Source organism: Enterobacter sp. BWH64, from assembly GCF_001037645.1.
Lineage (GTDB): Bacteria > Pseudomonadota > Gammaproteobacteria > Enterobacterales > Enterobacteriaceae > Enterobacter > Enterobacter hormaechei_C.
Map to the genome: position 1 here is coordinate 4,056,726 of NZ_KQ089922.1, position 26,188 is coordinate 4,082,913.

Here is a 26,188-nt window from a genome sequence, read left to right on the forward strand (position 1 = left end):
AAAAATGGTGCATCCGGGAGGATTCGAACCTCCGACCGCTCGGTTCGTAGCCGAGTACTCTATCCAGCTGAGCTACGGATGCATCGGGATTTACTACTGTACTGCTCGATATTCATATCACTTCGAAAGCAATATGAAGTAATAGATGGTGCATCCGGGAGGATTCGAACCTCCGACCGCTCGGTTCGTAGCCGAGTACTCTATCCAGCTGAGCTACGGATGCAAAATGGCGGTGAGGCGGGGATTCGAACCCCGGATGCAGCTTTTGACCGCATACTCCCTTAGCAGGGGAGCGCCTTCAGCCTCTCGGCCACCTCACCACACAACGCCTCTTTCGAGTGCTTCGAGCAACTCGTTAAGAGCTTCTCGTCGCTGCGTGGCGCATATATTACTTTCTGGGACTTATAAGTCAAACAATTTTCCACATGCTTTTTTCGTTTGCACAATTCGCACCCAATTCGCATGTAAAAGCCGCAAAGAGAGTGTTTTATAAGCGGATTTTGCAGGCATCTTCACAGAATTGTGTTGAGAGAAGCGCGTCTTTTGGATGAGATAAAATTATGAGAATGGTCAAAAACGAAGCGTTTGAAATAGAACGGTAACTTTATGCAGGAAAAATAGCAGGAGGGTTGCGTCTCGCCCGACAGCGAGACGCGACAATATCAGTAACTGGACTGCTGGGATTTTTCAGCCTGGATACGCTGGTAGATCTCTTCACGGTGGACAGATACTTCTTTAGGAGCGTTAACACCAATACGTACCTGGTTACCCTTTACCCCTAAAACTGTCACGGTGACCTCATCCCCAATCATGAGGGTCTCACCAACTCGACGAGTCAGAATCAGCATTCTTTGCTCCTTGAAAGATTAAAAGAGTCGGGTCTCTTGTATCCCGGCATTATCCATCATATAACGCCAAAAAGTAAGCGATGACAAACACGTAAAGTGTAAGCAGTCACGGCATCACATTCTGTTAAACGTAAGTTTAGCCGATATACACAAACTCAACCTGACTTTATCGTTATCGATAGCGCAGTGAGCAAGACGCCATAACGTTACCGCTATGGCGTCTGCTTGTGCTTTGTAGTTATTACAGTTTCGCGCTTACCCAGCTTTCAACGCTGGCTAATGCCGCGGGAAGTGCCGCCGCATCCGTACCACCGGCTTGCGCCATGTCCGGACGACCGCCACCTTTGCCACCCACCTGCTGGGCGACCATGCCAATCAGTTCCCCTGCTTTAACACGATCCGTCACATCCTTAGAGACGCCCGCAATCAGAGAAACCTTACCCTCTGCGACCGTTGCCAGCACGATAACCGTCGAACCAAGCTGGTTCTTCAGATCGTCGACCATGGTACGCAGCATCTTAGGCTCAACGCCCGCCAGATCGCTGACCAGCAGTTTGACGCCCTTAATGTCTACCGCTTTGCTGGAGAGGTTTGCGCTCTCCTGCGCCGCAGCCTGTTCTTTCAGCTGCTGGAGTTCTTTTTCCAGCTGACGGGTACGATCCAGCGCGACACGCACTTTTTCGCCCAGGTTCTGACTATCGCCTTTCAGCAGCTGCGCGATCTCGTGCAGCTGGTCGCTCTGCGCATGCAGGCTGGCAATCGCGCCTTCCCCGGTCACCGCCTCAATACGACGCACGCCTGCCGCCGTCCCCGACTCGGAAACGATGCGGAACAAGCCGATGTCACCGGTGCGGGATGCGTGAGTACCGCCACACAGTTCGGTAGAGAAGTCGCCCATGCTCAGCACGCGAACGCGGTCGTCATATTTCTCGCCAAACAGCGCCATCGCACCTTTCTTCTTCGCTGCCTCGAGATCCATGATGTGGGTTTCGATTGGCAGGTTACGACGGATCTGGGCATTCACCAGGTCTTCCACCGCACGAATTTCAGACGGCTTCATCGCTTCAAAATGCGAGAAGTCGAAACGCAGCACTTTGTCATTAACCAGAGAACCTTTCTGTGCAACGTGCGTACCCAGCACTTCGCGCAGGGCTGCGTGCATCAGGTGGGTTGCCGAGTGGTTCAGACGAATGCGCGCGCGGCGAGCTTCGTCAACGTTGGCCTGAACGCCCTCGCCCACTTTCAGAGAGCCGGAAACCAGTTTGCCCTGGTGACCAATCGCCTGACCGTATTTCTGGGTATCGCTTACGCTGAAGCTGAAGCCATTGCCTTTCAGTTCGCCTTTATCGCCAACCTGACCGCCCGATTCCGCATAGAACGGCGTTTTATCCAGGATAACAACCGCTTCCTGGCCCGCGCTAATGCTGTCTACGGCTTTACCGTCAACAAACAGCGCGGTCACGTTGCTGGTCAGGGCCAGCTCTTCGTAGCCTTTAAATTCAGACGCGCTATCAACGCGGATCATCGCGTTGTAGTCCGCGCCAAAACCGCTGGATTCACGCGCACGACGACGCTGTTCTTCCATTGCGGCTTCAAAGCCTGCTTCGTCAACTTTGATGTTGCGCTCGCGGCAAACGTCCGCGGTCAGGTCAACCGGGAAGCCGTAGGTGTCGTACAGGCGGAAAGCGGTTTCGCCATCCAGCGTGTCGCCCTTGAGTTTCGCCAGCTCGTCGTCCAGCAGCGCCAGACCGCGTTCCAGCGTACGGGCAAACTGCTCTTCTTCGGTTTTCAGAACCTGTTCAACCTGCGCCTGCTGGCGTTTCAGCTCATCGCCGGCAGAGCCCATCACGCCAATCAGTGGCCCAACGAGTTTATAGAAGAAGGTGTCCTTCGCGCCCAGCATGTTGCCATGGCGGATCGCACGACGAATTATACGACGCAGCACATAGCCACGGTTTTCATTCGACGGGATAACGCCGTCAGCAATCAGGAACGCACAGGAACGAATATGGTCTGCGATAACGCGCAGTGATTTGTTGCTCAGATCGGTTGCGCCCGTTACCTCAGCAACGGCTTTGATCAGGGTGCTGAACAGGTCAATCTCATAGTTGGAGTTAACGTGTTGCAGAACGGCCGCGATACGCTCAAGGCCCATACCGGTATCTACGGACGGTTTTGGCAGCGGCTCCATGGTGCCGTCGGCCTGACGGTTGAACTGCATGAAGACGATGTTCCAGATCTCAATGTAGCGATCGCCATCTTCTTCCGCGCTTCCCGGAGGGCCACCCCAGATGTGGTCGCCATGATCGTAGAAGATCTCGGTGCACGGACCGCAAGGGCCGGTGTCGCCCATCTGCCAGAAGTTATCAGACGCGTAAGGCGCGCCTTTGTTGTCACCGATACGGATGATACGTTCGCGCGGGATACCCACTTCTTTTTCCCAGATGTCGAACGCTTCGTCATCGGTCTCATACACGGTCACCCACAGACGCTCTTTCGGCAGATTGAACCAGTTTTCACCGGTCAGCAGTTCCCACGCGTATTGAATGGCATCGTGTTTGAAATAGTCGCCGAAGCTGAAGTTACCCAGCATTTCGAAGAAGGTGTGGTGGCGCGCGGTGTAACCGACGTTTTCCAGATCGTTGTGTTTACCGCCCGCACGCACGCAACGCTGTGAGGTTGTGGCGCGGGAATAATTACGCTTGTCGAGACCAAGGAACACATCCTTGAACTGGTTCATCCCGGCGTTGGTAAACAGCAGAGTCGGGTCATTGTTCGGTACCAGGGAGCTGCTGGCAACAACCTGGTGTCCCTTACTATGGAAAAAATCGAGAAACGCCTGACGGATCTCAGCGGTGCTCTTGCTCATAATTATCCTGAAATCAAGCTAACGAAATGTCGCAGCAGATCTGTATCTGTAAACAGTTGGACGGACCAGCTACTGGAAAAAGTGGGAATAAGATAAGTTTTCTTTAGTGGGAAGTAAAATCCCGCATGCGTTCAATCGGTAAAATTACGCCAGATATCCTGAATATCTTCCATCAGGAAGCCGCGGTAGAGCAAAAAGCGCTGGATTTTAACTTTTTCTGAAAATTCACGCGGCAGCGGCTCACCGTACTTTCGTACCGCCTGCTCACGCGCCAGTTCGCACCAGTCAATTTCACTTTCGCGCATGGCTTTTTCAATCGATTCACGGGCTACGCCTTTCTGGTTCAGCTCCTGGCGGATACGCGCTGGCCCATAGCCTTTACGACCACGGCTGGCAAGAAAGCGAGCGGCAAAACGGCCGTCATCCAGATAGTGATGCTCGTAGCACCAGGCAACCACGCGGTCATAATCTTCCGCGGTGGCATCAATGTCTTCCGGACCGTTTTTGCTCATGACGGGCGCTGACAGTTTCCGCCGCAGCTCCTGTTCGCTATGGTCACGCACGGCAAGAATACGCACGGCCCGATCCAGCAAGCGTGAGTAGGCTGGTCGGCGTGATGTCGGTTCACTCATAAAAAACCTGTCGATTCAGAAATGCAAAAAGGGCCGCATCAGCAGCCCTTCATTTTTATCCGAGAGGATTAAAAGTCTTCGTTGGTTTCTTCAGCATCCGCGCCGTCGACCACGAAATCAGGTTTAGAGTCCTGGTTGTTCAGCAGGAGTTCACGCACCTTCTTCTCAATCTCTTTCGCCGCCGCCGGGTTCTCTTTCAGCCAGGAGATAGCATTCGCTTTACCCTGACCAATCTTGTCACCGTTGTAGCTGTACCATGCGCCCGCTTTTTCAATCAGCTTCTCTTTCACGCCCAGGTCAACCAGCTCGCCGAGGAAGTTGATACCTTCGCCGTAGAGGATCTGGAACTCAGCCTGTTTGAACGGTGCTGCGATTTTGTTCTTCACAACCTTCACGCGGGTTTCGCTACCGACTACGTTATCCCCCTCTTTCACCGCACCGATACGGCGGATATCCAGACGGACAGAAGCGTAGAATTTCAGAGCGTTACCGCCGGTGGTGGTTTCCGGGTTACCGAACATTACACCAATTTTCATACGGATCTGGTTGATGAAGATCAGCAGCGTATTGGACTGCTTCAGGTTACCCGCCAGCTTACGCATCGCCTGGCTCATCATACGTGCCGCGAGGCCCATGTGAGAGTCACCGATTTCACCTTCAATTTCCGCTTTTGGCGTCAGCGCCGCAACGGAGTCGACGATGATCACGTCAACCGCACCTGAGCGCGCCAGCGCGTCACAAATTTCCAGTGCCTGCTCGCCGGTGTCCGGCTGGGAGCACAGCAGGTTGTCGATATCAACGCCCAGTTTACGGGCATAGACCGGGTCCAGCGCGTGCTCGGCATCGATAAACGCACAGGTTTTACCTTCGCGCTGTGCCGCCGCAACAACCTGCAACGTCAGGGTAGTTTTACCCGAGGATTCCGGACCGTAGATTTCTACGATACGGCCCATCGGCAAACCGCCAGCGCCCAGTGCGATATCAAGAGAAAGCGAACCAGTGGAGATAGTTTCCACATCCATGGAACGGTCTTCACCCAGGCGCATGATGGAGCCTTTACCGAATTGCTTTTCGATCTGGCCCAGTGCTGCCGCCAACGCTTTCTGTTTGTTTTCGTCGATAGCCATTATTACTCCTGTCATGCCGGGAGAAGCAACTGCGCTTCACCATGGACTTCTGTTCTGTTGAGGCAATTATACTGTATAGTCATACAGTATCAAGTATTTTGTAGAAATTGTTGCCAGAGCGTTTTTAACGCGTATTCCGTTGCCTGACGACGCACGCTTTCGCGGTCGCCGCTGAAGCATTCCCGGCGGGTGATCCCTTCACCTTTTGAGGTGGCAAAGCCAAACCAGACGGTGCCGACAGGCTTCACGTCGCTGCCGCCGTCCGGCCCCGCGATACCGCTGATGGAGATAGCGTAATCTGCGCGCGCCTCTTTCAGCGCGCCAATCGCCATCTCGATCACCACCGGCTCGCTGACCGCGCCATGCTGCTCAAGCGTGGCTTCACGCACGCCGATCATCTGCGCTTTCGCCTCGTTACTGTAGGTCACAAAGCCGCGTTCAAACCAGGCGGAACTGCCAGCAATATCGGTAATTGCTTTCGCCACCCAGCCGCCGGTGCAGGATTCTGCGGTCGTGAGAGTCGCGCCGCGCTGTTTCAGCGCCAGCCCCACCACTTCGCTTAGCTGCATCAATTCATGGTCAGTCATTCTCGCTCCAGGCCTTAGAAAAACATGCAGCACAAGATAGCACTTTCTCATCAAATATGGGGATGCGCGTCGGGTTTTACGAGGGGGCTTCAGAAAAAAGCCGATGCGGACGCATCGGCCAGAGAGACGCTTATTTCATGCTGTTAGCGAGGGTGTCCACATTGTGGCGAAACGCCTTGACGTAGGTGTCCGCCACGCCGCCCTTCGCGGACAGCGCTTCCGGGTAAAGTTCACCACCCGGCTGGGCGCCCGTGGCGGTCGCAATCTGCTTCACCAGGCGTGGGTCAAGCTGGTTTTCCATAAACCAGGTTTTCACGCCGTCAGCTTTAATCTGATTGATGATCTCCGCTACCTGCGCCGCGCTGGCTTCACTCTCAGACGACAGCCCCTGCGGCGCCATAAACGTCACGCCGTAGGCGCGGCTGAAATAGCCGAAGGCGTCGTGGCTGGTCAGCACTTTGCGCTTCGCCTGTGGGATGTCGCTGAAACGCTTTTTAGCCCAACCGTCCAGTTGAGAGAGCTGCGCAATATAGGGTTTACCGGTAGCTTCAAGCGCCGCCGTATCTTCAGGATCGGCCTTCACCAGCCCTGAGAGAATATTTTGCGCATACAGCGCGCCGTTCGCCGCGCTGTTCCACGCGTGCGGATCGGTCACGGTTTTACCGTCCTCTTCCAGCGTGTGCGTTTTCACGCCGTCCGAAGCAACCACCAGTTGGCCTTTGAATCCGGAGGCTTTCACCAGACGGTCGAGCCAGCCCTCCAGCCCCAGCCCATTGACCACCACCACGTCAGCTTTACTCAGCGCCGCGCTGTCTTTGGGCGAAGGTTCGAAAGTATGGGGATCACCGTCCGGCCCCACCAGCGTCGTCACCTTCACACGATCGCCGCCAACCTGCTGCGTGATGTCTCCCAGGATGGAAAAGCTGGTCACCACATTAAGCGTTTTCGCCATTACGCCGTGCGTCATCATGCCGAGCGCGAGCGCCACGGCTAATCCTGTACGTTTCATCGTTTCCCCTTGCGTTAAAAAAGCGCCCGCAGGCTATCCGCCAGCCTGCTGCGCGTGCCAAATAAAACTGAAATAAAGAACAATGCGCTGGCGGTCAGCACAATGGAGGGCCCGGCGGGCAGACTCACTGCCCAGGAAAGGCTTAAGCCCAGCCACGCGCAAAAAATACCGCTGATACCCGCCATCAAAAGTAACCCTGGCAGTGTGCGCACCCAGCAGCGTGCCGCCACGGCGGGTAACATCATCAGCCCGACGGCCATCAGCGTGCCGAGCACCTGAAAACCGGCTACCAGGTTGAGCACCAGCAGCGCCAGAAACAGACCGTGTAACATCCCGGGCAGCCAGCGCGCGTTCACCTGCAACCACGCGGTATCAAACGCTTCGCTGACCAGCCCCCGATAAAAAATCGCCAGCGTGAGGAGCGTGAACATGCAAACGCCCGTCACGAACAGGGCTGACGCGCTATCCACGGCGAGAATGGAGCCAAACAGAAGATGAAGCAGATCGACATTTGAACCGCGCAGCGACACCAGCGTGACGCCCAGCGCCAGCGAGCCCAGGTAAAACCCCGCGAAGCTGGCATCCTCTTTAAGCGGCGTGCGGCGGCTGACCAGCCCGGCCACCAGCGCAACGGCGATCCCGGCAATAAACCCGCCGACAGTCATTGCCAGCAGCGACATCCCGCTGAGCAGATAGCCCACCGCGACACCCGGCAAAATGGCGTGAGAAAGGGCGTCCCCCATAAGGCTCATCCGACGCAGTTGAAGAAATACGCCCAGCGCAGTGGTGCTGACGGAGAGCGCCAGGCAAACCACCAGCGCGCGCCGCATAAAGCCGTACTCAATAAACGGCTGGAAGAAGAGATGCCAGATCATGCCACCCTCACCCGCTCGGTTTTCCAGTGCGGCGTATCAGCATCCAGCCGCAGCGTTTGTGGGAAGTGGCGCGAGACGCGTTCGCTGTCGTGCAGTACCGCCAGCAGGGTCTGCCCCTGCATATACATCTCCAGCATCAGATCCATCAGCACGTTGCAGGTCGCTTCATCGACGCCGGTGAAAGGCTCATCCAGCATCACCAGGGGCGCCTGCTGCACCAAAACGCGGGCAAACAGCATGCGCTGAAACTGGCCGCCGGAAAGTTCATCTATGGTAGAGAACGCCATGGACTCCAGCCCCACGCGCTCCAGCGCGCCGGCAATGCGCATGCGGGTATCCCGACGAAAACCGGCAAACAGTGAGATTGCTGGCCAGCAGCCCATACTCACCACGTCCTGCACGGTCAGAGGAAATTGCGCCTCCAGCGCGTGACGCTGCGCCAGCCAGCCCACCACCGGACGTCTCCCCTGCCAGCGAAACGTACCGCTGACGGGCGGAATAAAGCCGGCGAGCGTTTTCAGCAGCGTGGATTTGCCGCAGCCGTTGGCCCCGACGATAGCGGTCATGCTCCCGCGTTCAATCACGCCGGACAGCGCGCGCGTAACGGGCTGGCGATCGTAACCCGCCACCAGGTCGTTCATCACGATCATGGTAACGCCACCGCCCAGCGCACGGCCAGGCCGAGAAACAGAATGAGCACCAGCGCCAGCAGCAGCCGAACCGGGGATGAGAGAGAAAACAGGGACATGGATATCTCAATTCAAAAATAATGTTATAACATAACAATAATGAAAGTCGATTAAGATGTAAACGGTGGGAGTGAAATGGGAGTGTGGCGAAATGTTTCTGCAAACTTCCCTCTCCCGTGGGAGAGGGTCAGGGTGCGGGCAGCCATGCCGGGTGGCGGCGTTGCCTTAACCGGCCTACCCGTCAGGGTAACTTACTGGCTAAACGGTGACGCTGCCGGCACACGCGCCTGAGACACCGCCAGCCCCAGCTGCCACACCGCCATCGCATAGTGCGTGCTGTGGTTGTAGCGGGTAATGGTGTAGAAGTTCGGCAGCCCGAACCAGTACTGATAACCGGTTCCGACATCCAGGCGCAGCAGGCTCACCTGGTCAACATTGCCCAGCGGCTGCGACGGCGTTAAGCCTGCCGCTGCCAGCTGCGCCACGCTGTATTTGGTTTTAAATCCGTTTTCCAGACCAAACGCCTCGCCGTTCGCCTGCACCGCCACCTGGCCGCCCGGCGTCCAGCCATGCGCTTTGAAGTAGTTGGCCACGCTGCCAATGGCGTCTTCGGGATCCCACAGGTTGATGTGACCATCCCCGTTAAAATCTACCGCGTACTGCTTATAGGAGGACGGCATAAACTGGCCGTAGCCCATAGCCCCGGCGAACGACCCTTTCAGATCGAGCGGATCGTCCTGTTCGTCTCGCGCCATCAGCAGGAAGGTTTCCAGCTCGGAAGAGAAATACTCGGCGCGGCGCGGGTAGTTGAAGGAGAGCGTCGCCAGCGCATCAAGGATGCGGGTTTTACCCATAATGCGTCCCCAGCGGGTCTCGACCCCAATAATACCGACGATGATCTCCGGCGGCACGCCATAGACCTGCCACGCACGGTTCAGGGCGTCTTCATACTGATTCCAGAACACCACGCCATTCTGCACGTTGTCCGGGGTAATAAACTGTTTGCGATAGCGCAGCCACGCGCCGTTTGGCCCGGTCGGCACCTGGGCTGTCGGCGCCTGCCTGTCCATCAGGCGCAGCACGTAGTCCAGACGCTTCGCCTGAGACAAAATGGCATGCAGCTGCTGGCGGTCAAAACCGTGCTTGCTCACCATTTTATCGATGAACTGTTCGGCCGCAGGGTTATTCGCGAAGTCGCCGCCCATCTGCATCATATTGTGCTGCGGCTCCAGCAGGAATCCTCCGGAAGGCGCGCCCGCCGTTGGCTGAGCGGCTTCGGTCTTGGGTTTGCTACTACAGGCGGACAGGAGAATAAGCGCAGGCAACAGCGCTGCATAACGACGCTTGAACATGTGGCATCCATTTAACGAGTTCGGTAAGAGCCCAGTATGGTAAAGCATCCCCAACTCCTCAAGGAAGCGGTACGCCCCCCCTCAGCGCAAATCCGCGCTTTTTTCCACCAAAAATTATTCACCTCACCAATAAACTTTCAAAACAATACACTTTTCTTTCATTGTGAGATCTGATTAACACTTTAAAACCTTTCAAAGTGATTATTATTAGCCGCAGATAGACAAAAACAAACGCCCTACAGGAGAGAAGAATGATAGAAACCATCACCCACGGCGCCGAGTGGTTCATCGGGCTGTTTCAGAAAGGCGGCGAGGTATTCACCGGCATGGTGACCGGGATCCTGCCCCTGCTGATCAGCCTGCTGGTGATCATGAACGCCCTGATTAACTTTATCGGCCAGCAGCGTATTGAACGCTTCGCCCAGCGCTGTGCCGGCAATCCGCTGTCCCGCTACCTGATCCTGCCCTTCATCGGCACCTTTGTGTTCTGCAACCCGATGACCTTAAGCCTCGGCCGCTTTATGCCAGAGAAGTACAAGCCGAGTTATTACGCCGCCGCCTCCTACAGCTGCCATTCAATGAACGGCCTGTTCCCGCACATTAACCCCGGCGAGCTGTTTGTTTACCTCGGGATTGCCAGCGGTCTCACTACGCTGGGACTGCCGCTCGGCCCGCTGGCGGTGAGCTATCTGCTGGTCGGCCTGGTCACCAACTTCTTCCGCGGCTGGGTGACGGACCTCACCACCGCCATTTTTGAGAAAAAAATGGGCATCCAGCTTGATGAGAAAGTCCATCTTTCAGGAGCCACAGCATGAACCGGATCCGCATAGAGAAAGACACGGGCGGCTGGGGCGGCCCGCTGGAGTTCGACGCCACCGAAGGCAAAAAGATCGTCTACATCACCGCGGGCACGCGCCCGGCGATCGTCGACAGGCTGCGCGAGCTGACCGGCTGGGAAGCGGTCGACGGCTTCAAGGAAGGCGAGCCGCCGGAAGCGGAAATCGGCGTGGCGGTAATCGACTGCGGCGGCACGCTGCGCTGCGGCATCTACCCGAAGCGCCGCATTCCGACGGTGAATATTCACTCCACGGGCAAATCAGGCCCGCTGGCGCAGTACATCCTTGAGGACATTTATGTCTCGGGCGTGAAGGAGGACAACATCACGCTGGTGAATGGCACACCCGCGCCGCAAAAAGCAGCCCCGCGCGACTACGACACCAGCAAAAAAATCACCGAGCAGAGCGACGGCCTGCTGGCGAAGGTCGGGATGGGGATGGGGTCCGCCGTGGCGGTTCTGTTTCAGTCCGGGCGCGACACCATCGACACGGTGCTGAAAACCATTCTGCCGTTTATGGCGTTCGTCTCGGCGCTGATCGGCATCATCATGGCCTCCGGCCTCGGCGACTGGATTGCCCACGGCCTCGCCCCGCTCGCCAGCCACCCGCTCGGCCTGGTGACGCTGGCGCTGATCTGCTCCTTCCCGCTGCTGTCGCCGTTTCTCGGCCCGGGCGCGGTGATTGCCCAGGTCATCGGCGTGCTGATTGGCGTGCAGATTGGTCTGGGGAATATTCCCCCGCACCTCGCCCTGCCCGCCCTGTTTGCCATTAACGCTCAGGCGGCGTGCGACTTCATCCCCGTCGGGCTGTCGCTGGCGGAAGCGCGCCAGGAGACCGTGCGCGTGGGCGTCCCCTCCGTGCTGGTGAGCCGCTTCCTGACGGGCGCGCCAACGGTGCTAATTGCCTGGTTTGTCTCCGGCTTTATTTATCAATAAGAGGTTCCTGCCATGACCGTGATTTACCAGACCACCATTACCCGCATCGGCCAGAGCGCAGCCGATGCGCTGAGCGACCAGATGCTGATCACCTTCCGCGAAGGGGCCCCGGCAGATATCGAAGAGTTTTGCTTCATCCACTGCCACGGCGAGTTAAACGGCGAGCTGAAGGCCGGTGGCCAGCTGGAACTGGGCAAGGCGCGCTATGCCGTAACCGCCGTCGGTGACGTCGCCGAGCAAAACCTGCGCGAGCTGGGGCACATCACCTTGCGTTTCGACGGCCAGCCGCGGGCGGAGTATCCCGGCACGGTTCACGTTGAGGGGCCGGTTCCGCAGGCCGTCACCCCAGGCTGCACGTTAAAATTTATTTCGTAATAAAGGAGAGACACATGAGTCAGGTTGCCGTTGTCATTGGTGGGGGACAAACCTTAGGCGAGTTCCTCTGCCATGGGCTTGTCGCAGAGGGCTACCGCGTGGCGGTCGTGGATATTCAGAGTGAGAAAGCCGCCCGCGTAGCGGACGCCATCAACACCGAATTTGGCGAAGGGATGGCGTATGGATTTGGCGCCGACGCCACCAGCGAGCAGAGCGTGATGGCGCTGGCCCGCGGCGTGGATGAGATTTTTGGTCGCACCGATCTGCTGGTCTACAGCGCGGGGATTGCGAAAGCGGCCTTTATCAGCGATTTCGAACTGGGGGATTTTGATCGCTCGTTGCAGGTGAATCTGGTGGGCTATTTCCTCTGCGCCCGCGAATTTTCCCGTCTGATGATCCGCGACGGTATTCAGGGTCGCATCATTCAGATCAACTCAAAATCGGGGAAAGTGGGCAGCAAGCACAACTCCGGCTACAGCGCGGCGAAGTTTGGCGGCGTCGGGCTGACGCAGTCTCTGGCGCTGGATCTGGCCGAATACGGCATAACCGTGCACGCGCTGATGCTGGGTAATCTGCTGAAATCCCCGATGTTCCAGTCCCTGCTGCCGCAGTATGCCGCCAAACTTGGCATCAAAGCAGAGGACGTCGAACAGTACTACATCGACAAAGTGCCGCTGAAGCGCGGGTGCGATTATCAGGACGTGCTGAACATGCTGCTGTTTTACGCCAGCCCGAAAGCCTCGTACTGCACCGGGCAGTCGATTAACGTCACCGGTGGGCAGGTGATGTTCTGAGTTCATTCCCCGGTGGCGCTGCGCTTACCGGGGCTACAATCCCCGTAGGCCGGGTAAGGCGCAGCCGCCACCCGGCAGTTAAGGAGCCGATATGGTCACCGCACTCATCACCGTCGCCGCCCTCTCCTGGCTTTGCCAGATGGCGTTTGGCGGCTGGCAAATCCATCAGTTTAACCGCGCCTTTGATGCCCTGTGCCAGAAAGGCCGCGTGGGCGTCGGGCGTTCCGGCGGACGCTTTAAACCGCGGGTTGTCGTCGCTGTTGCGCTGGATGAAAACAATATGGTTTGCGATTCCCTCATCATGCGCGGCGTAACGGTGTTTGCCCGTCCGACCAAAATCCAGGCGATCGACGGCATTTCGCTGCATGAATTACAACCTGATGTGATCTTCCCCCATGATTCACTCTGTCAGAATGCACTATCATTAGCGCTTAATCTGAAACATGGATAATTTCGTTGTGAAAGTTATAAACTTGCGGAATTATCATTTCGCAACGTAAGGAACGAAGCGCCTATGAAACCACGTCAGCGGCAGGCGGCCATACTTGAGCATCTGCAAAAGCAGGGAAAGTGCTCGGTAGAGGATCTGGCCCACTACTTTGACACCACCGGCACGACAATACGCAAGGACCTGGTGTTGCTCGAAAACTCCGGCGCCGTCATTCGTACCTACGGCGGCGTGGTGCTCAATAAAGACGAAGCCGACCCGCCTATCGACCACAAAACACTGATCAATACCCACCAGAAAGCGCTGATTGCCGAAGCCGCCGTCAAATTTATCCAGGACGGCGATTCCATTATCCTCGACGCAGGCAGTACCGTCCTACAGATGATCCCGCTGCTCAGCCGCTTTAATAACATCACCGTGATGACCAACAGCCTGCACATCGTCAATGCCCTGTCAGAGTTCGACAGCGAGCAGACCATCCTGATGCCCGGTGGCACCTTCCGTAAAAAATCCGCGTCGTTTCACGGGCAGCTGGCGGAGAATGCCTTCGACCACTTCAGCTTCGATAAGCTGTTTATGGGCACGGACGGCATCGACCTCAACGCGGGCGTGACCACCTTCAACGAGGTGTTCAGCGTCAGCAAAGCGATGTGCAACGCCGCGCGGGAAGTGATTTTGATGGCGGACTCGTCGAAGTTTGGCCGTAAAAGCCCCAACATTGTCTGTAGCCTTGAAAGCGTCGATAAGCTGATTACCGACGCAGGTATCGATCCGGCATTTAAAAAAGCGCTGGAAGCGAAGGGCATCGACGTGATCGTAACCGGAGAGAAAAATGAGTGATTTTCTGTTAAACGCAGGCCGTCAGACCCTGCTGCTGGAGCTACAGGAAGCCAGCCGCCTGCCGGAACGTCTGGGTGAGGATTTTGTTCGTGCAGCCAACACCATTATCCACTGCGAGGGCAAAGTGATCGTGGCGGGTATCGGTAAATCCGGTCATATCGGCAAGAAGATTGCCGCGACGCTTGCCAGCACCGGCACCCCGGCGTTCTTCGTGCATCCTGCCGAAGCGCTGCACGGCGATCTGGGGATGATCGAAAGCCGCGACGTGATGCTGTTTATCTCCTACTCCGGTTCAGCCAAAGAGCTGGATCTCATCATCCCTCGCCTGCAAGAAAAATCGGTGGCCCTGTTAGCGATGACCGGCAAATCCCGTTCGCCGCTGGCGCTGGCCGCGAAAGCAACCCTGGATATTTCCGTTGAGCGCGAAGCCTGTCCGATGCACCTGGCACCGACCTCCAGCACCGTCAACACGCTGATGATGGGCGACGCCCTGGCGATGGCGGTGATGCAGGCGCGCGGTTTTAATGAGGAAGATTTCGCCCGCTCCCATCCTGCGGGCGCGCTTGGGGCTCGTCTGCTCAACAAAGTTCACCACCTGATGCGCACGGACGATGCCATTCCTCAGGTCAAACTCGACACCAGCGTGATGGACGCCATGCTGGAGCTGAGCCGCACCGGGCTGGGGCTGGTTGCGGTATGCGACAATGACCGCCAGGTGAAGGGCGTCTTCACCGACGGCGACCTGCGCCGCTGGCTGGTGGGCGGCGGCAAGCTGGAGGCGCGGGTATCCGAAGCAATGACCCAGGGCGGGCTGACGCTGAATGCCGACAGCCGCGCGATTGAAGCCAAAGAGGTGCTGATGAAGCGCAAAATCACCGCCGCGCCGGTGGTGGACGAGCACGGCAGGCTGTGCGGCGCGATCAACCTGCAAGACTTCTACCAGGCGGGGATTATTTAACCCTTCAGCCCCAGACGTTTCGCCAGCCTGTGAAGGTTGGCGACGTCCATCTCCAGCGCCCGCGCGCACGCCGCCCAGCTGCGGTTATTCTGCTCCAGCGCGCGGGCGATCATCTGACGCTGGAACGCATCCGTCGCCTCGCGCAGGTTTTCGTTCACGCTCTCAGGTATCACCGGCTTCACGGGCGGCATCGTTTCCTCATGCAGCGCGAAATGGCGCGCATGAATAACCACTTCATCCCCCGAACGCGTTGCCCGCGCCAGCACCACCGCGCGGTGGATCGCATGTTCCAGCTCACGCACGTTACCCGGCCAGCCGTAGCTCAGCAGGTGCGTCCTCGCGCCGGGACTTAGCACCACGCGGGAAAGCCCCATTTTGAGCCGACACTGTTCGCAGAAAAAGCCCGCCAGCAGAACCACATCCTCGCCCCGCTCGCGCAGCGGCGGCACCGTGAGCGGGAACACGCTCAGACGGTGGAACAGATCGGCGCGGAAATTCCCCGCCAGCACCGCTTCGCGCAGATCGCGGTTCGTCGCCGCCAGCACGCGCACATCCACGCGTAAGCTGCGATCGTCTCCCACGCGTTGAATATCGCCATACTGCAACACCCGCAGCAGTTTGGCCTGGAGCGAAAGGGAGAGTTCGCCAATTTCATCGAGGAACAGCGTGCCGTTATCAGCCATTTCGAACTTGCCGCTGCGGTTGCTGATCGCCCCGGTAAAGGCCCCTTTGACGTGTCCGAACAGCTCGCTTTCCGCCACGCTTTCCGGCAACGCCGCGCAGTTGAGATAGACCAGCGGATTCACCGCACGGGGCGAGGCTTCGTGGATCGCTTTTGCCACCAGCTCTTTACCGGTGCCGGTCTCCCCGAAGATCAGCACGTTCAAATCAGACGCGGCGACAATCTCAATCTCTTTTTTGAGCTGCGCCATGCCCGGCGAAAGGCCGATCATTTCGGTGTGCGCCACCTGCTCAAACGCCGTCGGGCTACCCGGAAGAATATTCTGGCTCTCCAGCTGTTCTATCAGCAGGGCGTTGTTCAGCGCCCCGGCCGCCAGCGCGGCAATCAGCCGTAGCTCTTCGTCGCTGAAGGTATCGAACTGATCCGGCGACATGCCGTCGAGGGTTAACGCGCCAATCAGGTTCTGCCCGGCAAACAGCGGCAGGCCGATACAGGCGTGCACCTTCAGGCTCTCCTGTCCGGGGATCAGGCCGTCGTACGGATCGGGCAGATCGCTGTCTGCCGGGAAACGCACCACGTCACCCGCGCGGGCGATGGTTTCCAGACGCGGGTGGCCCTCCAGGGTAAAGCGCCGCCCGAGTACGTCCTTCGCCAGACCGTCGATAGCCAGCGGAATAAACTGCCGCCCTTCGTAACGCAGCAGCGCCGACGCATCGCAATCCAGCACGTGGCGCAACGTGGAGATCAGCCGCTGAAAGCGGTCCTGATGACCAATACCGGTTTGCAGTTCTATGGCGATCTTCGCCAGCACATCTACGGAAAAGCTCATCTCTGCCTCACTGTCATTTTGACAATACATAGTGTCATATTGACAATTTTTAAGATAGTCAAAATGACTACCCATTAGGGGGCATCGAAACGAAAACACATTATTTTCAACAAGTTAAAAAGTTGGCACGCAACTTGATATATGACAGTCATCTTATTTGAAAACGCCGTATTAAGTTGAGGTTGCTATGTCTATTCTGGTTAAAAATAACATTCATTGGGTGGGTCAACGTGACTGGGAAGTACGTGATTTTCACGGGACGGAATACAAAACGCTGCGCGGCAGCAGCTACAACAGCTATCTCATTCGTGAAGGTAAAAACGTCCTGATCGATACCGTCGATCACAAATTCAGCCGCGAGTTCGTGCAGAACCTGCGCAGCGAAATCGATCTGAATGACATCGACTACATTATCATCAACCACGCGGAAGAGGATCATGCCGGGGCGCTGACCGAGCTGATGTCCCACATTCCGGATACCCCGATCTACTGCACCACCAACGCCATTGACTCCATCAACGGCCACCACCACCATCCGGAGTGGAACTTCCACACCGTGAAAACCGGCGACACGCTGGATATCGGCAATGGCAAACAGCTGATCTTCGTGGAAACCCCAATGCTGCACTGGCCGGACAGCATGATGACCTACATGACCGGTGACGCGGTGCTGTTCAGTAACGACGCCTTCGGCCAGCACTACTGTGACGAACGTCTGTTCAACGACGAAGTGGATCAGACCGAGCTGTTCGAACAGTGCCAGCGCTACTACGCCAACATCCTGACCCCGTTCAGCCGTCTGGTCACGCCAAAAATTACCGAGATCCTCGGCTTCAACCTGCCGGTGGATATGATTGCCACCTCCCACGGCGTGGTATGGCGTGAAAATCCAACCCAGATTGTCGAACTGTACCTGAAGTGGGCGGCGGACTATCAGGAAGATCGCATCACCATCTTCTACGACACCATGTCCAACAACACCCGCATGATGGCGGACGCCATTGCCCAAGGCATCAACGAAGTTGACCCGAACGTGGCGGTGAAAATCTTCAACGTGGCGCGCAGCGATAAGAATGAGGTATTGACCAACGTCTTCCGCTCCAAAGGCGTGCTGGTGGGTACCTCCACCATGAATAACGTGATGATGCCGAAAATTGCCGGACTGGTGGAAGAGATGACCGGCCTGCGCTTTCGTAACAAACGCGCCAGCGCCTTTGGTTCACACGGCTGGAGCGGCGGCGCGGTAGACCGTCTCTCCACCCGTTTACAGGATGCCGGTTTTGAGATGTCCCTGAGCCTGAAGGCGAAATGGCGTCCGGATCTCGACGCGCTGGAAATCTGTCGCCAGCACGGTCGCGACATTGCCCGCCAGTGGGCGCTTGCACCGCTGCCGGAAACCGCACCCGCCGCGGCGGTTACGCCGGAAGCTGAAGCAGAAGCCGCTCCTGCCGCTGCCGACCTCGGCCCTTGCATGCAGTGCAGCGTCTGCCAGTGGATTTACGATCCTGAGCTGGGCGAGCCGTTGCAGGATGTCGCGCCGGGTACGCCGTGGAGCGAGGTGCCGGACAACTTCCTCTGCCCGGAATGTTCCCTCGGGAAAGACGTCTTTGATGAACTGGCAACGGAGGCAAAATGAGCCACGGCATCGTCATTATCGGCTCGGGCTTTGCCGCCCGCCAGCTGGTGAAAAATATCCGCAAACAGGATGCTAACGTGCCGTTGACGGTGATCGCCGCCGACAGCATGGATGAGTACAACAAGCCTGATTTAAGCCACGTCATTAGCCAGAATCAGCGCGCCGACGATCTCACCCGCCAGACGGCGGGGGAGTTCGCAGAACAGTTTAACCTGCGTCTGTTTCCGTACACCTGGGTCACCGATATCGACGCCGACGCCCACGTGGTGAACGCGAAAGATAAAACCTGGCAGTACGACAAGCTGGTGCTGGCGACGGGGGCATCGGCGTTTGTGCCGCCGGTTGAGGGCCGCGAGCTGATGGTCACGCTCAACAGCCAGCAGGAGTATCAGGCCAGCGAGACCCTGTTACGCGACGCCATGCGGGTGATGATTGTCGGCGGCGGACTGATTGGCACCGAGCTGGCGATGGACTTCTGCCGGGCGGGAAAATCCGTCACCCTGGTTGACCACGCGGCCAGCATTCTGTCAGCGCTGATGCCAGCAGAAGTAAGCAGTCGCTTACAGCATCGTCTGACCGACATGGGCGTGCATCTGCTGCTGAAATCGCAGTTACAGAGCCTGAGCAAAACCGAAACCGGCATTTGTGCGACGCTCGACCGCAACCGCAGCGTTGAAGTGGATGTGGTTATTGCGGCGACGGGGTTGCGCCCGGAAACCGCGCTGGCGCACCGCGCGGGCGCAGAGATCAATCGCGGCGTGAAGGTGGACAGCTACCTGCAAACCACCCGGCCGGACATTTATGCCCTGGGCGACTGCGCGGAAATTAACGGCCAGGTGCTGCCGTTCCTGCAACCGATTCAGTTAAGCGCCATGTTCCTGGCGAAAAACCTGCTCGGCGGCAACGCCCCGGTGAAATTACCCGCCATGCTGGTGAAGGTAAAAACGCCGGAACTACCGCTGCATCTCGCAGGTGAAACGCAGCGTCAGGATCTGGACTGGGAGATTGTCCTTTCGCCTCAGGGCATGGTGGCGCGCGGCACCGATACCGACGGTCAGATGCGCGCCTTTGTCGTCAGCGAAGACAGAATGAAGGAGGCCTTCGCGCTGCTGAAATCGCTACCAGCTTAACCCTCGTCATGCCGGGTGGCGCTCCGCTTACCCGGCCTACAGTACTGCCACGCTTACTTAACCTTTGGATTTTATTGTCCACCGCCCCGATGTCCCGGGGCTTTTTTTTATCGCTACACTTTCAGCGTCAGGGGCGCACCACCAGCGCGTCATAACCGCGCCAGCGATAGTTCGCCATCGAGATCAGCCAGCAGGCGACAAACAGCCCGACCACCACAAATCCGGCGTCGCCCAGGTTATCGTTCACCGCGCCAATCAGATCCCACACGCCGCCGCTGAGGGAGAACTTGTCCATCAGCAGACCCAGCGCTTCCAGGCCGCCAATAAACAGCGCCACCACCACCGAAGTCCCGGTGATGGTCATGTTGTAGTACAGCTTGCGCTGCGGCTTGTTAAACGCCCAGCCGTAGGCACCCACCATCAGCAGGTTATCGAGCGTATCGACCAGCGCCATGCCGCTGGCGAAGAGCGCCGGGAAGATCATGATCGACCACACCGACATCCCGCTGGAGGCGCTGGCGGCGGAGATCCCCAGCACGCCGATTTCGGTGGCGGTGTCGAACCCCAGGCCGAACAGGAAACCGACCAGGTACATCTGCCAGCTTTTATTGACGAGGCGGAAGGTTTTGCCGAACAGCCAGTTCATGACGCCGCCCTGTGCAGGCAGCGTGATGTCGCCCTGCACGGGATTGCCGTGTTTCAGCGCCTGAAAACTGCGCCAGACGCCGCGCAGGATCACCATATTCACCAGCGCCATCGCCAGCAGGAAGGTTGCCGACACCGCCGTGCCGATCAGGCTGCCGGTCTCGTGAAACCACGCCATATTCTTCTGAAATGCCGTGGCGGTCGCGGCGATGGCAATGGAGGCCAGCACCACGATGGTGGAGTGTCCGAGGGAAAACCATGCGCCCACGCCGGACGGGCGCTTGCCCTGCTGCATCATTTTACGCGTCACGGTATCAATCGCGGCGATATGGTCGGCATCCACCGCATGACGCAGTCCGTAACACCAGGCCAGCAGGCTGGCCGCCATCAGCACCGTACTGCCGCTAAAGGTGTGCCACGCCAGCCCCCAGGCCAGCAGGTTAGCCATCCCGAGAGCCAGCAGCAGGCACGCTGCACGAGGTTCATTGCGTAAAAGTCGTAACATTTTAAATCCCTTGTGAACATGATCGGGCGGCAGCAACCACCGCCTGCCCGAAGGAGATCGCTCCGTCGCCTGCGGGCAGGCGCGAAGGAAAAAGAAGCGTGAAATCAGAAAGGTAATGACGAAGGCGCGCGCGCAGCAGGCGGTTGTGAAGGACGCCGCCGCTGAAGCACACCGTAGAGAGCGACCGTCGGCGGGCATGCGTTGCCGCCAGTTCGCTCAGCCCTTTTGCCAGCGCATCGTGAAAAGCCCAGGCACGCTCGCCGGGTTCCGCCCGCCAGGTAAGCCACTGTTGCCAGAACAGCGCAAGGTTATCCGTCTGGAGCGTCACCGGATGATCAACCCCTGCGCAGCGTTCGGCCAGCGCCTCCAGCCGGCACGCGGCTTCGCCCTCATAGCGTTGCGTTTCAATGCCCAGCGCACAGGCCACGGCGTCGAACAGACGACCACAGGAGGAGGCCCGCGGCGCATTGATACCGCGCGACACAGCCGTTGCCAGCAGCGGCCAGTTTTGACGCTGTACCACCTCTGTTTCCGGGTACTGCTGCCAGTCAGGTACGAACGCCAGACAGTGGGCGAGCAAATTGCGCCACGGCTGTTTTGCCGCCAGATCGCCCCCCGGCAGCGCAACGGCTGGCAGACCGCCCAGCCGTTCGCAGTCGCGATAGTTCACCCGCAGGCACTCGCCGCCCCACAGCGCGCCGTTCTCGCCCATGCCGATCCCGTCCAGCGTCAGGGCAATAACATCCCCGCCGTTGAGCGGCCAGCCATTCTCCGCCAGACACGCTGCCGCATGCGCATGATGATGCAGCACGGTCTCAACGGGCAGCGCCTGCGCCCGGGCCCACAGTCGGGCGTGATAACCCGGATGGGCATCGCACACCACGCGCTCAGGCTGAAAGGCGTAGATGTCCTGCATCGTCGAGAGCGCACTGCGCCACTGCGCCTCTACCCCCTCGTCGCTCAGATCGCCAAAATGCTGGCTCAGCACCGCCTGGTTGCCACGCACCAGGCTGAAGGTGTTTTTCATCTCCGCGCCGGTGCATAACATGGGCGGGATGTCGCGGAATCCGGCGGGCAATGTGATGGCATCCGGCACAAAACCGCGTGCGCGACGCAGCATCGTGCCCTCCTGGTCCATCACTGAATCATCCATCCGTTGCAGGATGTCGCGGTTGTGCAGCAGGAAGCCGTCAGCGATGTCACTGAGTTCTTCCAGCGCCTGCTGGTTGCTTATGGCGGGTGGATGGCCGCTGAGGTTGCCGGAGGTCATCACCAGCGGGCGCTGGCAGTCCAGCATCAGCAAATGCTGGAGCGGGTTCGCAGGCAGCATCACGCCGACCGTATCCAGCCCCGGCGCAATCTCCTCAGGAAACGCAGGAAGGCAGGCTTTTGGCGTCAGCACAATCGGCGCAGCGGGTGAACGTAACAGCGTCTGGATGGCCTCCGGCAGATCGTCCGCATGCGGGATCATCACCGCCAGCGGCCTGGTCGGGCGCTGCTTGCGTGCCCGTAATTTCCGAACCGCCTGCGGGTTAAGCGCGTCGCAGACCAGGTGAAAACCGCCCAGCCCTTTGACCGCCACAATCCCGCCGCCTTCCAGCATCGCCACCGCCGCGCTTAACGCCGATTCGCGGGTGGCAGCAGCCTCCCCGGCTCGCCACTCCAGCTGCGGTCCGCAATCCGGGCAGGCCACCGGCTGGGCGTGAAAACGCCGGTCAGCCGGGTTGCGGTACTCCGTTTCACAGGGCACACAGAGCGGGAATGGCGCCATTGACGTGGCCGGGCGGTCATAGGGCATGGCGCGGATAATGGTAAACCGCGGCCCGCAGTGGGTGCAGTTGATAAACGGGTAGCGGTAGCGACGTTCGCGGGGATCGCGCATCTCCACCAGGCATGCGGGACAGGTGGCGGCATCCGGGACGATTTGCGTGTCCATCGCCCCGCTCTCGCTGTGGCGGATGACAAACTCATCCGGCAGCGTCGTCCAGCTGAACGGCTGCGTTTCAATGCGATCGATGCGCGCCAGCGGTGGGCAGTCCTGGCGCAGTCTCGCGGTAAAGTCACCCCCACTGCCCGCGAGACGCACCAGGACACCCTCTCCGTCGTTGCAGACGTCGCCTGCCAGCCCCAGCTGGTGCGCAAGCTGCCAGACGAAGGGACGAAATCCTACCCCCTGCACCTTGCCGCGCACCCGAAGCTGTACGCCGTTAACGCGCATCGCAATTTAAAACAGCAGCGATGATGAGGTGTCGAACGCCGCGCGGCGGCGTTTTTCGGCACTCATCTGTTCGAGCTTGTCGCGATCGACGCAGACCAGCGCATGCGTCGGACAGGCTTCCATACACGCCGGACCGGCATCGCGGTGGTAGCAGAGGTCACATTTATTGGCTTCGGCTTTCTCCGCGCGTACGCTCAGCCCGATACCGCTGTTGCGCACCACCGGGCGAACCACCACCTCCATCGCGCCATACGGACACGCCACCACACAGGTTTTGCACCCGATGCAGCGCTCCTGCATCACATGCACGAAGCCTTTCTCGCGCTTAATCGCCCCGTTCGGACAGACGTTGGCGCACGGCGCGTCTTCGCACTGGCGACAGATAGCGGCGGTAGAAATATTCACGCCTTTAATGACGTGGATGCGCGGCAGGAAGGTATCAGGGGTGAGAGAGGCGCAATCCTGCTCTGCCTGATGGGACACCACGCACGCCACTTCACAGGTACGGCAACCAATGCATTTGCTGGCATCGGCCATAATAAAACGGTTCATCTGCTTCTCCGGCATAACTGTTATGCGCGAAGCTATTCATAAACCGTGCCAATATTTAATGCTTTGATTTTATAGGGAAATTTAAAAGAGAAGGATCTGTCATCGTCATTAGTGACGATGACAGATGTCGACGTCAGCGATGCGGGCCGTCAATGACGGAGTCGCGCAGGATAAGCTCGCCGGAGAAGGTTTGCTGAGGCTTAAACTCACCGCCGTCGAGCATGAAAATCATACGGCTGATGGTCTCCTGAATCATCTCCGTTACCGGAATACGCACGCTGGAGAGGGACGGCACGATATAGGGCGCGATTGCCACGTCGTCAAAGCCGATGACGGACACTGCGCCCGGCGTGGCGACGCCGCTCTCGTGCAGCTGCCTGATGGCGCCAATCGCCATGTCGTCGTTACTCGCCACCAGCGCGGTAAACGTTTCGCCGCGGGTGAGCAACTGAGAGACCGCCGCCGCGCCGCTGGCCGGGTTCCACTTCCCTTCGGCGATCAGCGCGTCGCGAACTGCAATCCCGTGCTGCGCCAGCGCGTCCTTGTAGCCGGAAAGACGCTCCACCCCGGTGGGGGAATCCAGCGAACCGGTGATAAACGCAATCTCCCGGTGGCCTTTCGCGATCAGCTGCGATACTGCGTCCTGACACGACGCTTTATGATCGGACCAGACGCTGTGACTGCTGTTTTTCCGCAAACGGCGGTTGAGCACCATGATCGGCTGCTCGCATTTCTCAATGATCTCGTCCAGCGCTTCCACGCTCAGAAAACGCGGATAGATGATTACCGCGTCGCAGCGCATGTCGAGCAGGTACTGGATCGCCTCGCGCTCCTCTTCGGCGCTGTGCTTGCCGTCCGCCAGGATCAGCTGACGCCCCTTCTCTTCCGTCATCCGCGCGGCGTTAAACAGCAGCTCGCTAAAGTAGACCCCATGGTACAGGGTGTTCGTCACCACCAGCCCCAGGGTCTGGGTGCGTTTGGTCGCCAGGTTTCGCGCCAGCAGATTGGGGCGATACCCGCTCTCTTCGATGGCCTGAAACACGCGGTCTTTCGTCTCCTGGCTGACGTAACCGTTCCCCGACAGTACCCGGGAGACCGTCGCTTTTGATACGCCTGCCCGCTTCGCCACTTCCAGCATCGTGGTCATATTATTATTCCGTCTGAACCTGATGGGCGCAGTGTACTGCACCGCAGAAAAATTGTCCCAGCGGCGTTATCACGCTTTTTACGGCCACGAGTGATCGTCATCACGAAACGAAAAAATGCATAAAAAGTGGTCTTGTTTCATTAAAAGAAACTCATGATGATTATGTGAAACCGGTTTCCTACATTTCACACAACGATAACAGGATCACATCCGATGGCAAAAAATTACGCTGCGCTGGCAAACGACGTTGTCAGCGCGCTGGGCGGTAAAGAGAACATCGTCGCCGTCACCCACTGCATGACGCGCCTGCGCTTCGTTCTTAAAGACGAAAGCCTTACCGACGCCGCACGCCTGAAAAGCATCAGCGGCGTGCTCGGCGTGGTGCGCAACGACAACCAGTGTCAGGTGATCATCGGCAACACCGTGTCCCAGGCATACCGTGAAGTAGTGAGCCTGCTGCCCGCCAACCTGCAACCTGCCGTAGCGGAAGGTCCACAGAAGCTCACGCTGCGCCGGGTTGGCGCCGGGATCCTCGACGCGCTGATCGGCACCATGTCTCCGCTGATCCCGGCGATCATCGGCGGGTCGATGGTCAAGCTGCTGGCGATGATCCTTGAGATGACCGGCGTGCTGGGCAAAGGCGACCCGACGCTGACGATCCTGACCGTTATCGGCGACGGCGCGTTCTTCTTCCTGCCGCTGATGGTGGCGGCATCCGCGGCGGTGAAGTTCAAAACCAACATGTCGCTGGCGATTGCTATCGCGGGCGTACTGGTTCACCCGAGCTTTATCGAGCTGATGGCCAAGGCCGCGCAGGGCGAGCACGTTGAGTTCGCCTTCATTCCGGTGACGGCGGTGAAATACACCTACACGGTGATCCCCGCCCTGGTGATGACCTGGTGCCTGTCGTACATCGAACGCTGGGTGGATCGCATTACCCCGGCGGTGACCAAAAACTTCCTCAAGCCGATGCTGATCGTGCTGATTGCCGCCCCGCTCGCCATCGTACTGATTGGCCCGCTCGGGATCTGGATCGGCAGCGCCATCTCCGCGCTGGTCTACACCATTCACGGCTATCTGGGCTGGCTCTCCGTTGCCATTATGGGCGCGCTGTGGCCGCTGCTGGTGATGACCGGGATGCACCGCGTGTTTACGCCGACCATCATCCAGACCATTGCCGAAACGGGCAAAGAAGGGATGGTGATGCCGTCGGAAATCGGCGCCAACCTGTCGCTCGGCGGTTCGTCGCTGGCGGTGGCGTGGAAAACCAAAAACCCGGAACTGCGCCAGACGGCGCTGGCCGCGGCGGCCTCCGCCATCATGGCGGGGATCTCTGAACCGGCCCTGTACGGCGTGGCGGTACGCCTGAAGCGTCCGCTGATTGCGAGCCTGATCAGCGGTTTTATCTGCGGCGCGGTGGCGGGCATGGCCGGTCTTGCCAGCCACTCGATGGCGGCGCCGGGGCTGTTCACCAGCGTGCAGTTCTTCGACCCGGCCAACCCGATGACCATCGTCTGGGTGTTTGGCGTGATGGGTCTGGCGGTGGTGCTGTCGTTTGTGCTGACCCTGCTGTTAGGGTTTGAGGATATCCCGGTAGAAGACGAAGCCGAAAAAGCACGCGCCCTGCAAACCGCACCGGTACAGAACAAAGCAGCAGAAGCATAAACTGA

24 protein-coding genes and 3 tRNA genes are annotated in these 26,188 nt (G+C 58.5%); 10 read left to right on the plus strand and 17 right to left on the minus strand.

Annotated elements, in window-relative coordinates:
* Positions 1-5: 5 nt before the first annotated feature.
* The 12 genes from SK50_RS19280 to mltB form a co-directional block, all read right to left on the minus strand.
* Positions 6-82: transfer RNA gene (locus SK50_RS19280), tRNA-Arg, on the minus strand.
* 64 nt (positions 83-146) lie between these two features.
* Positions 147-223: transfer RNA gene (locus tag SK50_RS19285), tRNA-Arg, on the minus strand.
* Between the two features lie 4 nt (positions 224-227).
* A tRNA-Ser gene (locus SK50_RS19290) sits at positions 228-320 on the minus strand.
* Positions 321-662: 342 nt separating this feature from the next.
* A complete protein-coding gene (gene csrA / locus SK50_RS19295; protein ID WP_000906486.1) occupies positions 663-848 on the minus strand; it encodes a carbon storage regulator CsrA in 186 nt (61 codons plus the stop codon).
* Between the two features lie 241 nt (positions 849-1,089).
* Entirely contained in the window at positions 1,090-3,717 is a 2,628-nt protein-coding gene (gene alaS / locus SK50_RS19300) for an alanine--tRNA ligase (RefSeq protein WP_015571666.1), read from the minus strand.
* Positions 3,718-3,848: 131 nt separating this feature from the next.
* On the minus strand, positions 3,849-4,349 hold the full coding sequence (gene recX / locus SK50_RS19305) for a recombination regulator RecX (protein ID WP_017382782.1): 501 nt from the start codon (positions 4,347-4,349) through the stop codon (positions 3,849-3,851).
* Between the two features lie 68 nt (positions 4,350-4,417).
* On the minus strand, positions 4,418-5,476 hold the full coding sequence (gene recA, locus SK50_RS19310; protein WP_015571667.1) for a recombinase RecA: 1,059 nt from the start codon (positions 5,474-5,476) through the stop codon (positions 4,418-4,420).
* Between the two features lie 89 nt (positions 5,477-5,565).
* Positions 5,566-6,063: a nicotinamide-nucleotide amidase gene (gene pncC / locus SK50_RS19315; protein ID WP_003862172.1), complete on the minus strand. Its 498-nt coding sequence runs from the start codon at positions 6,061-6,063 to the stop codon at positions 5,566-5,568.
* Between the two features lie 130 nt (positions 6,064-6,193).
* Positions 6,194-7,072 carry a metal ABC transporter substrate-binding protein gene (locus SK50_RS19320; RefSeq protein WP_022649141.1) on the minus strand — a complete coding sequence of 293 codons (879 nt, stop codon included), beginning with the start codon at positions 7,070-7,072 and terminating at the stop codon, positions 6,194-6,196.
* A 14-nt stretch (positions 7,073-7,086) separates the two neighbouring features.
* Positions 7,087-7,947 carry a metal ABC transporter permease gene (locus tag SK50_RS19325; RefSeq protein WP_015571669.1) on the minus strand — a complete coding sequence of 287 codons (861 nt, stop codon included), beginning with the start codon at positions 7,945-7,947 and terminating at the stop codon, positions 7,087-7,089.
* On the minus strand, positions 7,944-8,597 hold the full coding sequence (locus SK50_RS19330) for a metal ABC transporter ATP-binding protein (protein ID WP_017382783.1): 654 nt from the start codon (positions 8,595-8,597) through the stop codon (positions 7,944-7,946). Before SK50_RS19330 ends, SK50_RS19325 begins: the two co-directional genes overlap by 4 nt.
* 290 nt (positions 8,598-8,887) lie before the next feature.
* Positions 8,888-9,988: a lytic murein transglycosylase B gene (gene mltB / locus SK50_RS19335; protein WP_015571672.1), complete on the minus strand. Its 1,101-nt coding sequence runs from the start codon at positions 9,986-9,988 to the stop codon at positions 8,888-8,890.
* Between the two features lie 251 nt (positions 9,989-10,239).
* Here mltB and srlA point away from each other — a divergent pair, with 251 nt between their 5' ends.
* The 7 genes from srlA (at position 10,240) to gutQ (ending at position 15,174) form a co-directional block, all read left to right on the plus strand.
* Positions 10,240-10,803 carry a PTS glucitol/sorbitol transporter subunit IIC gene (gene srlA / locus SK50_RS19340; protein ID WP_045344506.1) on the plus strand — a complete coding sequence of 188 codons (564 nt, stop codon included), beginning with the start codon at positions 10,240-10,242 and terminating at the stop codon, positions 10,801-10,803.
* Complete coding sequence (locus SK50_RS19345) at positions 10,800-11,759, plus strand: PTS glucitol/sorbitol transporter subunit IIB (RefSeq protein ID WP_048229838.1); 960 nt, start codon at positions 10,800-10,802, stop codon at positions 11,757-11,759. The genes srlA and SK50_RS19345 overlap by 4 nt, the downstream gene beginning before the upstream one ends.
* Before the next feature lie 12 nt (positions 11,760-11,771).
* Entirely contained in the window at positions 11,772-12,134 is a 363-nt protein-coding gene (srlB, locus tag SK50_RS19350; protein ID WP_017692786.1) for a PTS glucitol/sorbitol transporter subunit IIA, read from the plus strand.
* 14 nt (positions 12,135-12,148) lie between these two features.
* Positions 12,149-12,928 carry a sorbitol-6-phosphate dehydrogenase gene (gene srlD / locus SK50_RS19355; protein WP_045339987.1) on the plus strand — a complete coding sequence of 260 codons (780 nt, stop codon included), beginning with the start codon at positions 12,149-12,151 and terminating at the stop codon, positions 12,926-12,928.
* A 91-nt stretch (positions 12,929-13,019) separates the two neighbouring features.
* On the plus strand, positions 13,020-13,379 hold the full coding sequence (gene gutM / locus SK50_RS19360; protein WP_045333224.1) for a transcriptional regulator GutM: 360 nt from the start codon (positions 13,020-13,022) through the stop codon (positions 13,377-13,379).
* Positions 13,380-13,442: 63 nt separating this feature from the next.
* On the plus strand, positions 13,443-14,216 hold the full coding sequence (locus SK50_RS19365; RefSeq protein ID WP_015571676.1) for a glucitol operon DNA-binding transcriptional repressor SrlR: 774 nt from the start codon (positions 13,443-13,445) through the stop codon (positions 14,214-14,216).
* Positions 14,209-15,174: an arabinose-5-phosphate isomerase GutQ gene (gene gutQ, locus SK50_RS19370; protein ID WP_015571677.1), complete on the plus strand. Its 966-nt coding sequence runs from the start codon at positions 14,209-14,211 to the stop codon at positions 15,172-15,174. Before SK50_RS19365 ends, gutQ begins: the two co-directional genes overlap by 8 nt.
* Here gutQ and norR read toward each other — a convergent pair.
* On the minus strand, positions 15,171-16,685 hold the full coding sequence (gene norR, locus SK50_RS19375; RefSeq protein WP_045341533.1) for a nitric oxide reductase transcriptional regulator NorR: 1,515 nt from the start codon (positions 16,683-16,685) through the stop codon (positions 15,171-15,173). The two genes, gutQ and norR, sit on opposite strands and share 4 nt — an antisense overlap.
* Positions 16,686-16,872: 187 nt before the next feature.
* On the opposite strand from norR, the gene norV reads away from it, so the two are divergent.
* Entirely contained in the window at positions 16,873-18,321 is a 1,449-nt protein-coding gene (norV, locus tag SK50_RS19380; protein ID WP_045344504.1) for an anaerobic nitric oxide reductase flavorubredoxin, read from the plus strand.
* The gene (gene norW / locus SK50_RS19385) at positions 18,318-19,451 is read left to right on the plus strand and encodes an NADH:flavorubredoxin reductase NorW (protein WP_045344503.1); all 1,134 of its coding nucleotides are present in this window, start codon (positions 18,318-18,320) and stop codon (positions 19,449-19,451) included. Before norV ends, norW begins: the two co-directional genes overlap by 4 nt.
* Positions 19,452-19,578: 127 nt before the next feature.
* Here norW and SK50_RS19390 read toward each other — a convergent pair whose 3' ends face one another.
* The 4 genes from SK50_RS19390 to SK50_RS19405 form a co-directional block, all read right to left on the minus strand.
* Positions 19,579-20,601: a HoxN/HupN/NixA family nickel/cobalt transporter gene (locus SK50_RS19390; protein ID WP_017382791.1), complete on the minus strand. Its 1,023-nt coding sequence runs from the start codon at positions 20,599-20,601 to the stop codon at positions 19,579-19,581.
* A gap of 1 nt (position 20,602) precedes the next feature.
* Positions 20,603-22,819 (minus strand): carbamoyltransferase HypF, encoded by a 2,217-nt coding sequence (gene hypF / locus SK50_RS19395; RefSeq protein WP_047716709.1) that lies wholly within the window; start codon positions 22,817-22,819, stop codon positions 20,603-20,605.
* Positions 22,820-22,825: 6 nt separating this feature from the next.
* Positions 22,826-23,371: an electron transport protein HydN gene (gene hydN, locus SK50_RS19400; RefSeq protein ID WP_017382793.1), complete on the minus strand. Its 546-nt coding sequence runs from the start codon at positions 23,369-23,371 to the stop codon at positions 22,826-22,828.
* 133 nt (positions 23,372-23,504) lie between these two features.
* A complete protein-coding gene (locus SK50_RS19405) occupies positions 23,505-24,542 on the minus strand; it encodes a LacI family DNA-binding transcriptional regulator (RefSeq protein ID WP_322934345.1) in 1,038 nt (345 codons plus the stop codon).
* A gap of 189 nt (positions 24,543-24,731) precedes the next feature.
* Here SK50_RS19405 and ascF point away from each other — a divergent pair, with 189 nt between their 5' ends.
* Entirely contained in the window at positions 24,732-26,183 is a 1,452-nt protein-coding gene (gene ascF, locus SK50_RS19410) for a PTS cellobiose/arbutin/salicin transporter subunit IIBC (RefSeq protein ID WP_023295324.1), read from the plus strand.
* Positions 26,184-26,188 lie beyond the last annotated feature (5 nt).

What these genes read in the sequence shown, in the direction of transcription:
- SK50_RS19330 (WP_017382783.1), bottom strand. Translation starts at nt 8,597, where the DNA reads ATGATCGTGATGAACGACCTGGTGGCGGGTTACGATCGCCAGCCCGTT.
- hypF (WP_047716709.1), bottom strand. Translation starts at nt 22,819, where the DNA reads ATGCGCGTTAACGGCGTACAGCTTCGGGTGCGCGGCAAGGTGCAGGGG.
- ascF (WP_023295324.1), top strand. Translation starts at nt 24,732, where the DNA reads ATGGCAAAAAATTACGCTGCGCTGGCAAACGACGTTGTCAGCGCGCTG.
- SK50_RS19365 (WP_015571676.1), top strand. Translation starts at nt 13,443, where the DNA reads ATGAAACCACGTCAGCGGCAGGCGGCCATACTTGAGCATCTGCAAAAG.
- SK50_RS19345 (WP_048229838.1), top strand. Translation starts at nt 10,800, where the DNA reads ATGAACCGGATCCGCATAGAGAAAGACACGGGCGGCTGGGGCGGCCCG.
- srlD (WP_045339987.1), top strand. Translation starts at nt 12,149, where the DNA reads ATGAGTCAGGTTGCCGTTGTCATTGGTGGGGGACAAACCTTAGGCGAG.
- SK50_RS19390 (WP_017382791.1), bottom strand. Translation starts at nt 20,601, where the DNA reads ATGTTACGACTTTTACGCAATGAACCTCGTGCAGCGTGCCTGCTGCTG.
- srlB (WP_017692786.1), top strand. Translation starts at nt 11,772, where the DNA reads ATGACCGTGATTTACCAGACCACCATTACCCGCATCGGCCAGAGCGCA.
- SK50_RS19325 (WP_015571669.1), bottom strand. Translation starts at nt 7,947, where the DNA reads ATGATCTGGCATCTCTTCTTCCAGCCGTTTATTGAGTACGGCTTTATG.
- recA (WP_015571667.1), bottom strand. Translation starts at nt 5,476, where the DNA reads ATGGCTATCGACGAAAACAAACAGAAAGCGTTGGCGGCAGCACTGGGC.
- norR (WP_045341533.1), bottom strand. Translation starts at nt 16,685, where the DNA reads ATGAGCTTTTCCGTAGATGTGCTGGCGAAGATCGCCATAGAACTGCAA.
- hydN (WP_017382793.1), bottom strand. Translation starts at nt 23,371, where the DNA reads ATGAACCGTTTTATTATGGCCGATGCCAGCAAATGCATTGGTTGCCGT.
- mltB (WP_015571672.1), bottom strand. Translation starts at nt 9,988, where the DNA reads ATGTTCAAGCGTCGTTATGCAGCGCTGTTGCCTGCGCTTATTCTCCTG.
- SK50_RS19320 (WP_022649141.1), bottom strand. Translation starts at nt 7,072, where the DNA reads ATGAAACGTACAGGATTAGCCGTGGCGCTCGCGCTCGGCATGATGACG.
- norV (WP_045344504.1), top strand. Translation starts at nt 16,873, where the DNA reads ATGTCTATTCTGGTTAAAAATAACATTCATTGGGTGGGTCAACGTGAC.
- recX (WP_017382782.1), bottom strand. Translation starts at nt 4,349, where the DNA reads ATGAGTGAACCGACATCACGCCGACCAGCCTACTCACGCTTGCTGGAT.
- pncC (WP_003862172.1), bottom strand. Translation starts at nt 6,063, where the DNA reads ATGACTGACCATGAATTGATGCAGCTAAGCGAAGTGGTGGGGCTGGCG.
- gutM (WP_045333224.1), top strand. Translation starts at nt 13,020, where the DNA reads ATGGTCACCGCACTCATCACCGTCGCCGCCCTCTCCTGGCTTTGCCAG.
- alaS (WP_015571666.1), bottom strand. Translation starts at nt 3,717, where the DNA reads ATGAGCAAGAGCACCGCTGAGATCCGTCAGGCGTTTCTCGATTTTTTC.
- norW (WP_045344503.1), top strand. Translation starts at nt 18,318, where the DNA reads ATGAGCCACGGCATCGTCATTATCGGCTCGGGCTTTGCCGCCCGCCAG.
- csrA (WP_000906486.1), bottom strand. Translation starts at nt 848, where the DNA reads ATGCTGATTCTGACTCGTCGAGTTGGTGAGACCCTCATGATTGGGGAT.
- gutQ (WP_015571677.1), top strand. Translation starts at nt 14,209, where the DNA reads ATGAGTGATTTTCTGTTAAACGCAGGCCGTCAGACCCTGCTGCTGGAG.
- srlA (WP_045344506.1), top strand. Translation starts at nt 10,240, where the DNA reads ATGATAGAAACCATCACCCACGGCGCCGAGTGGTTCATCGGGCTGTTT.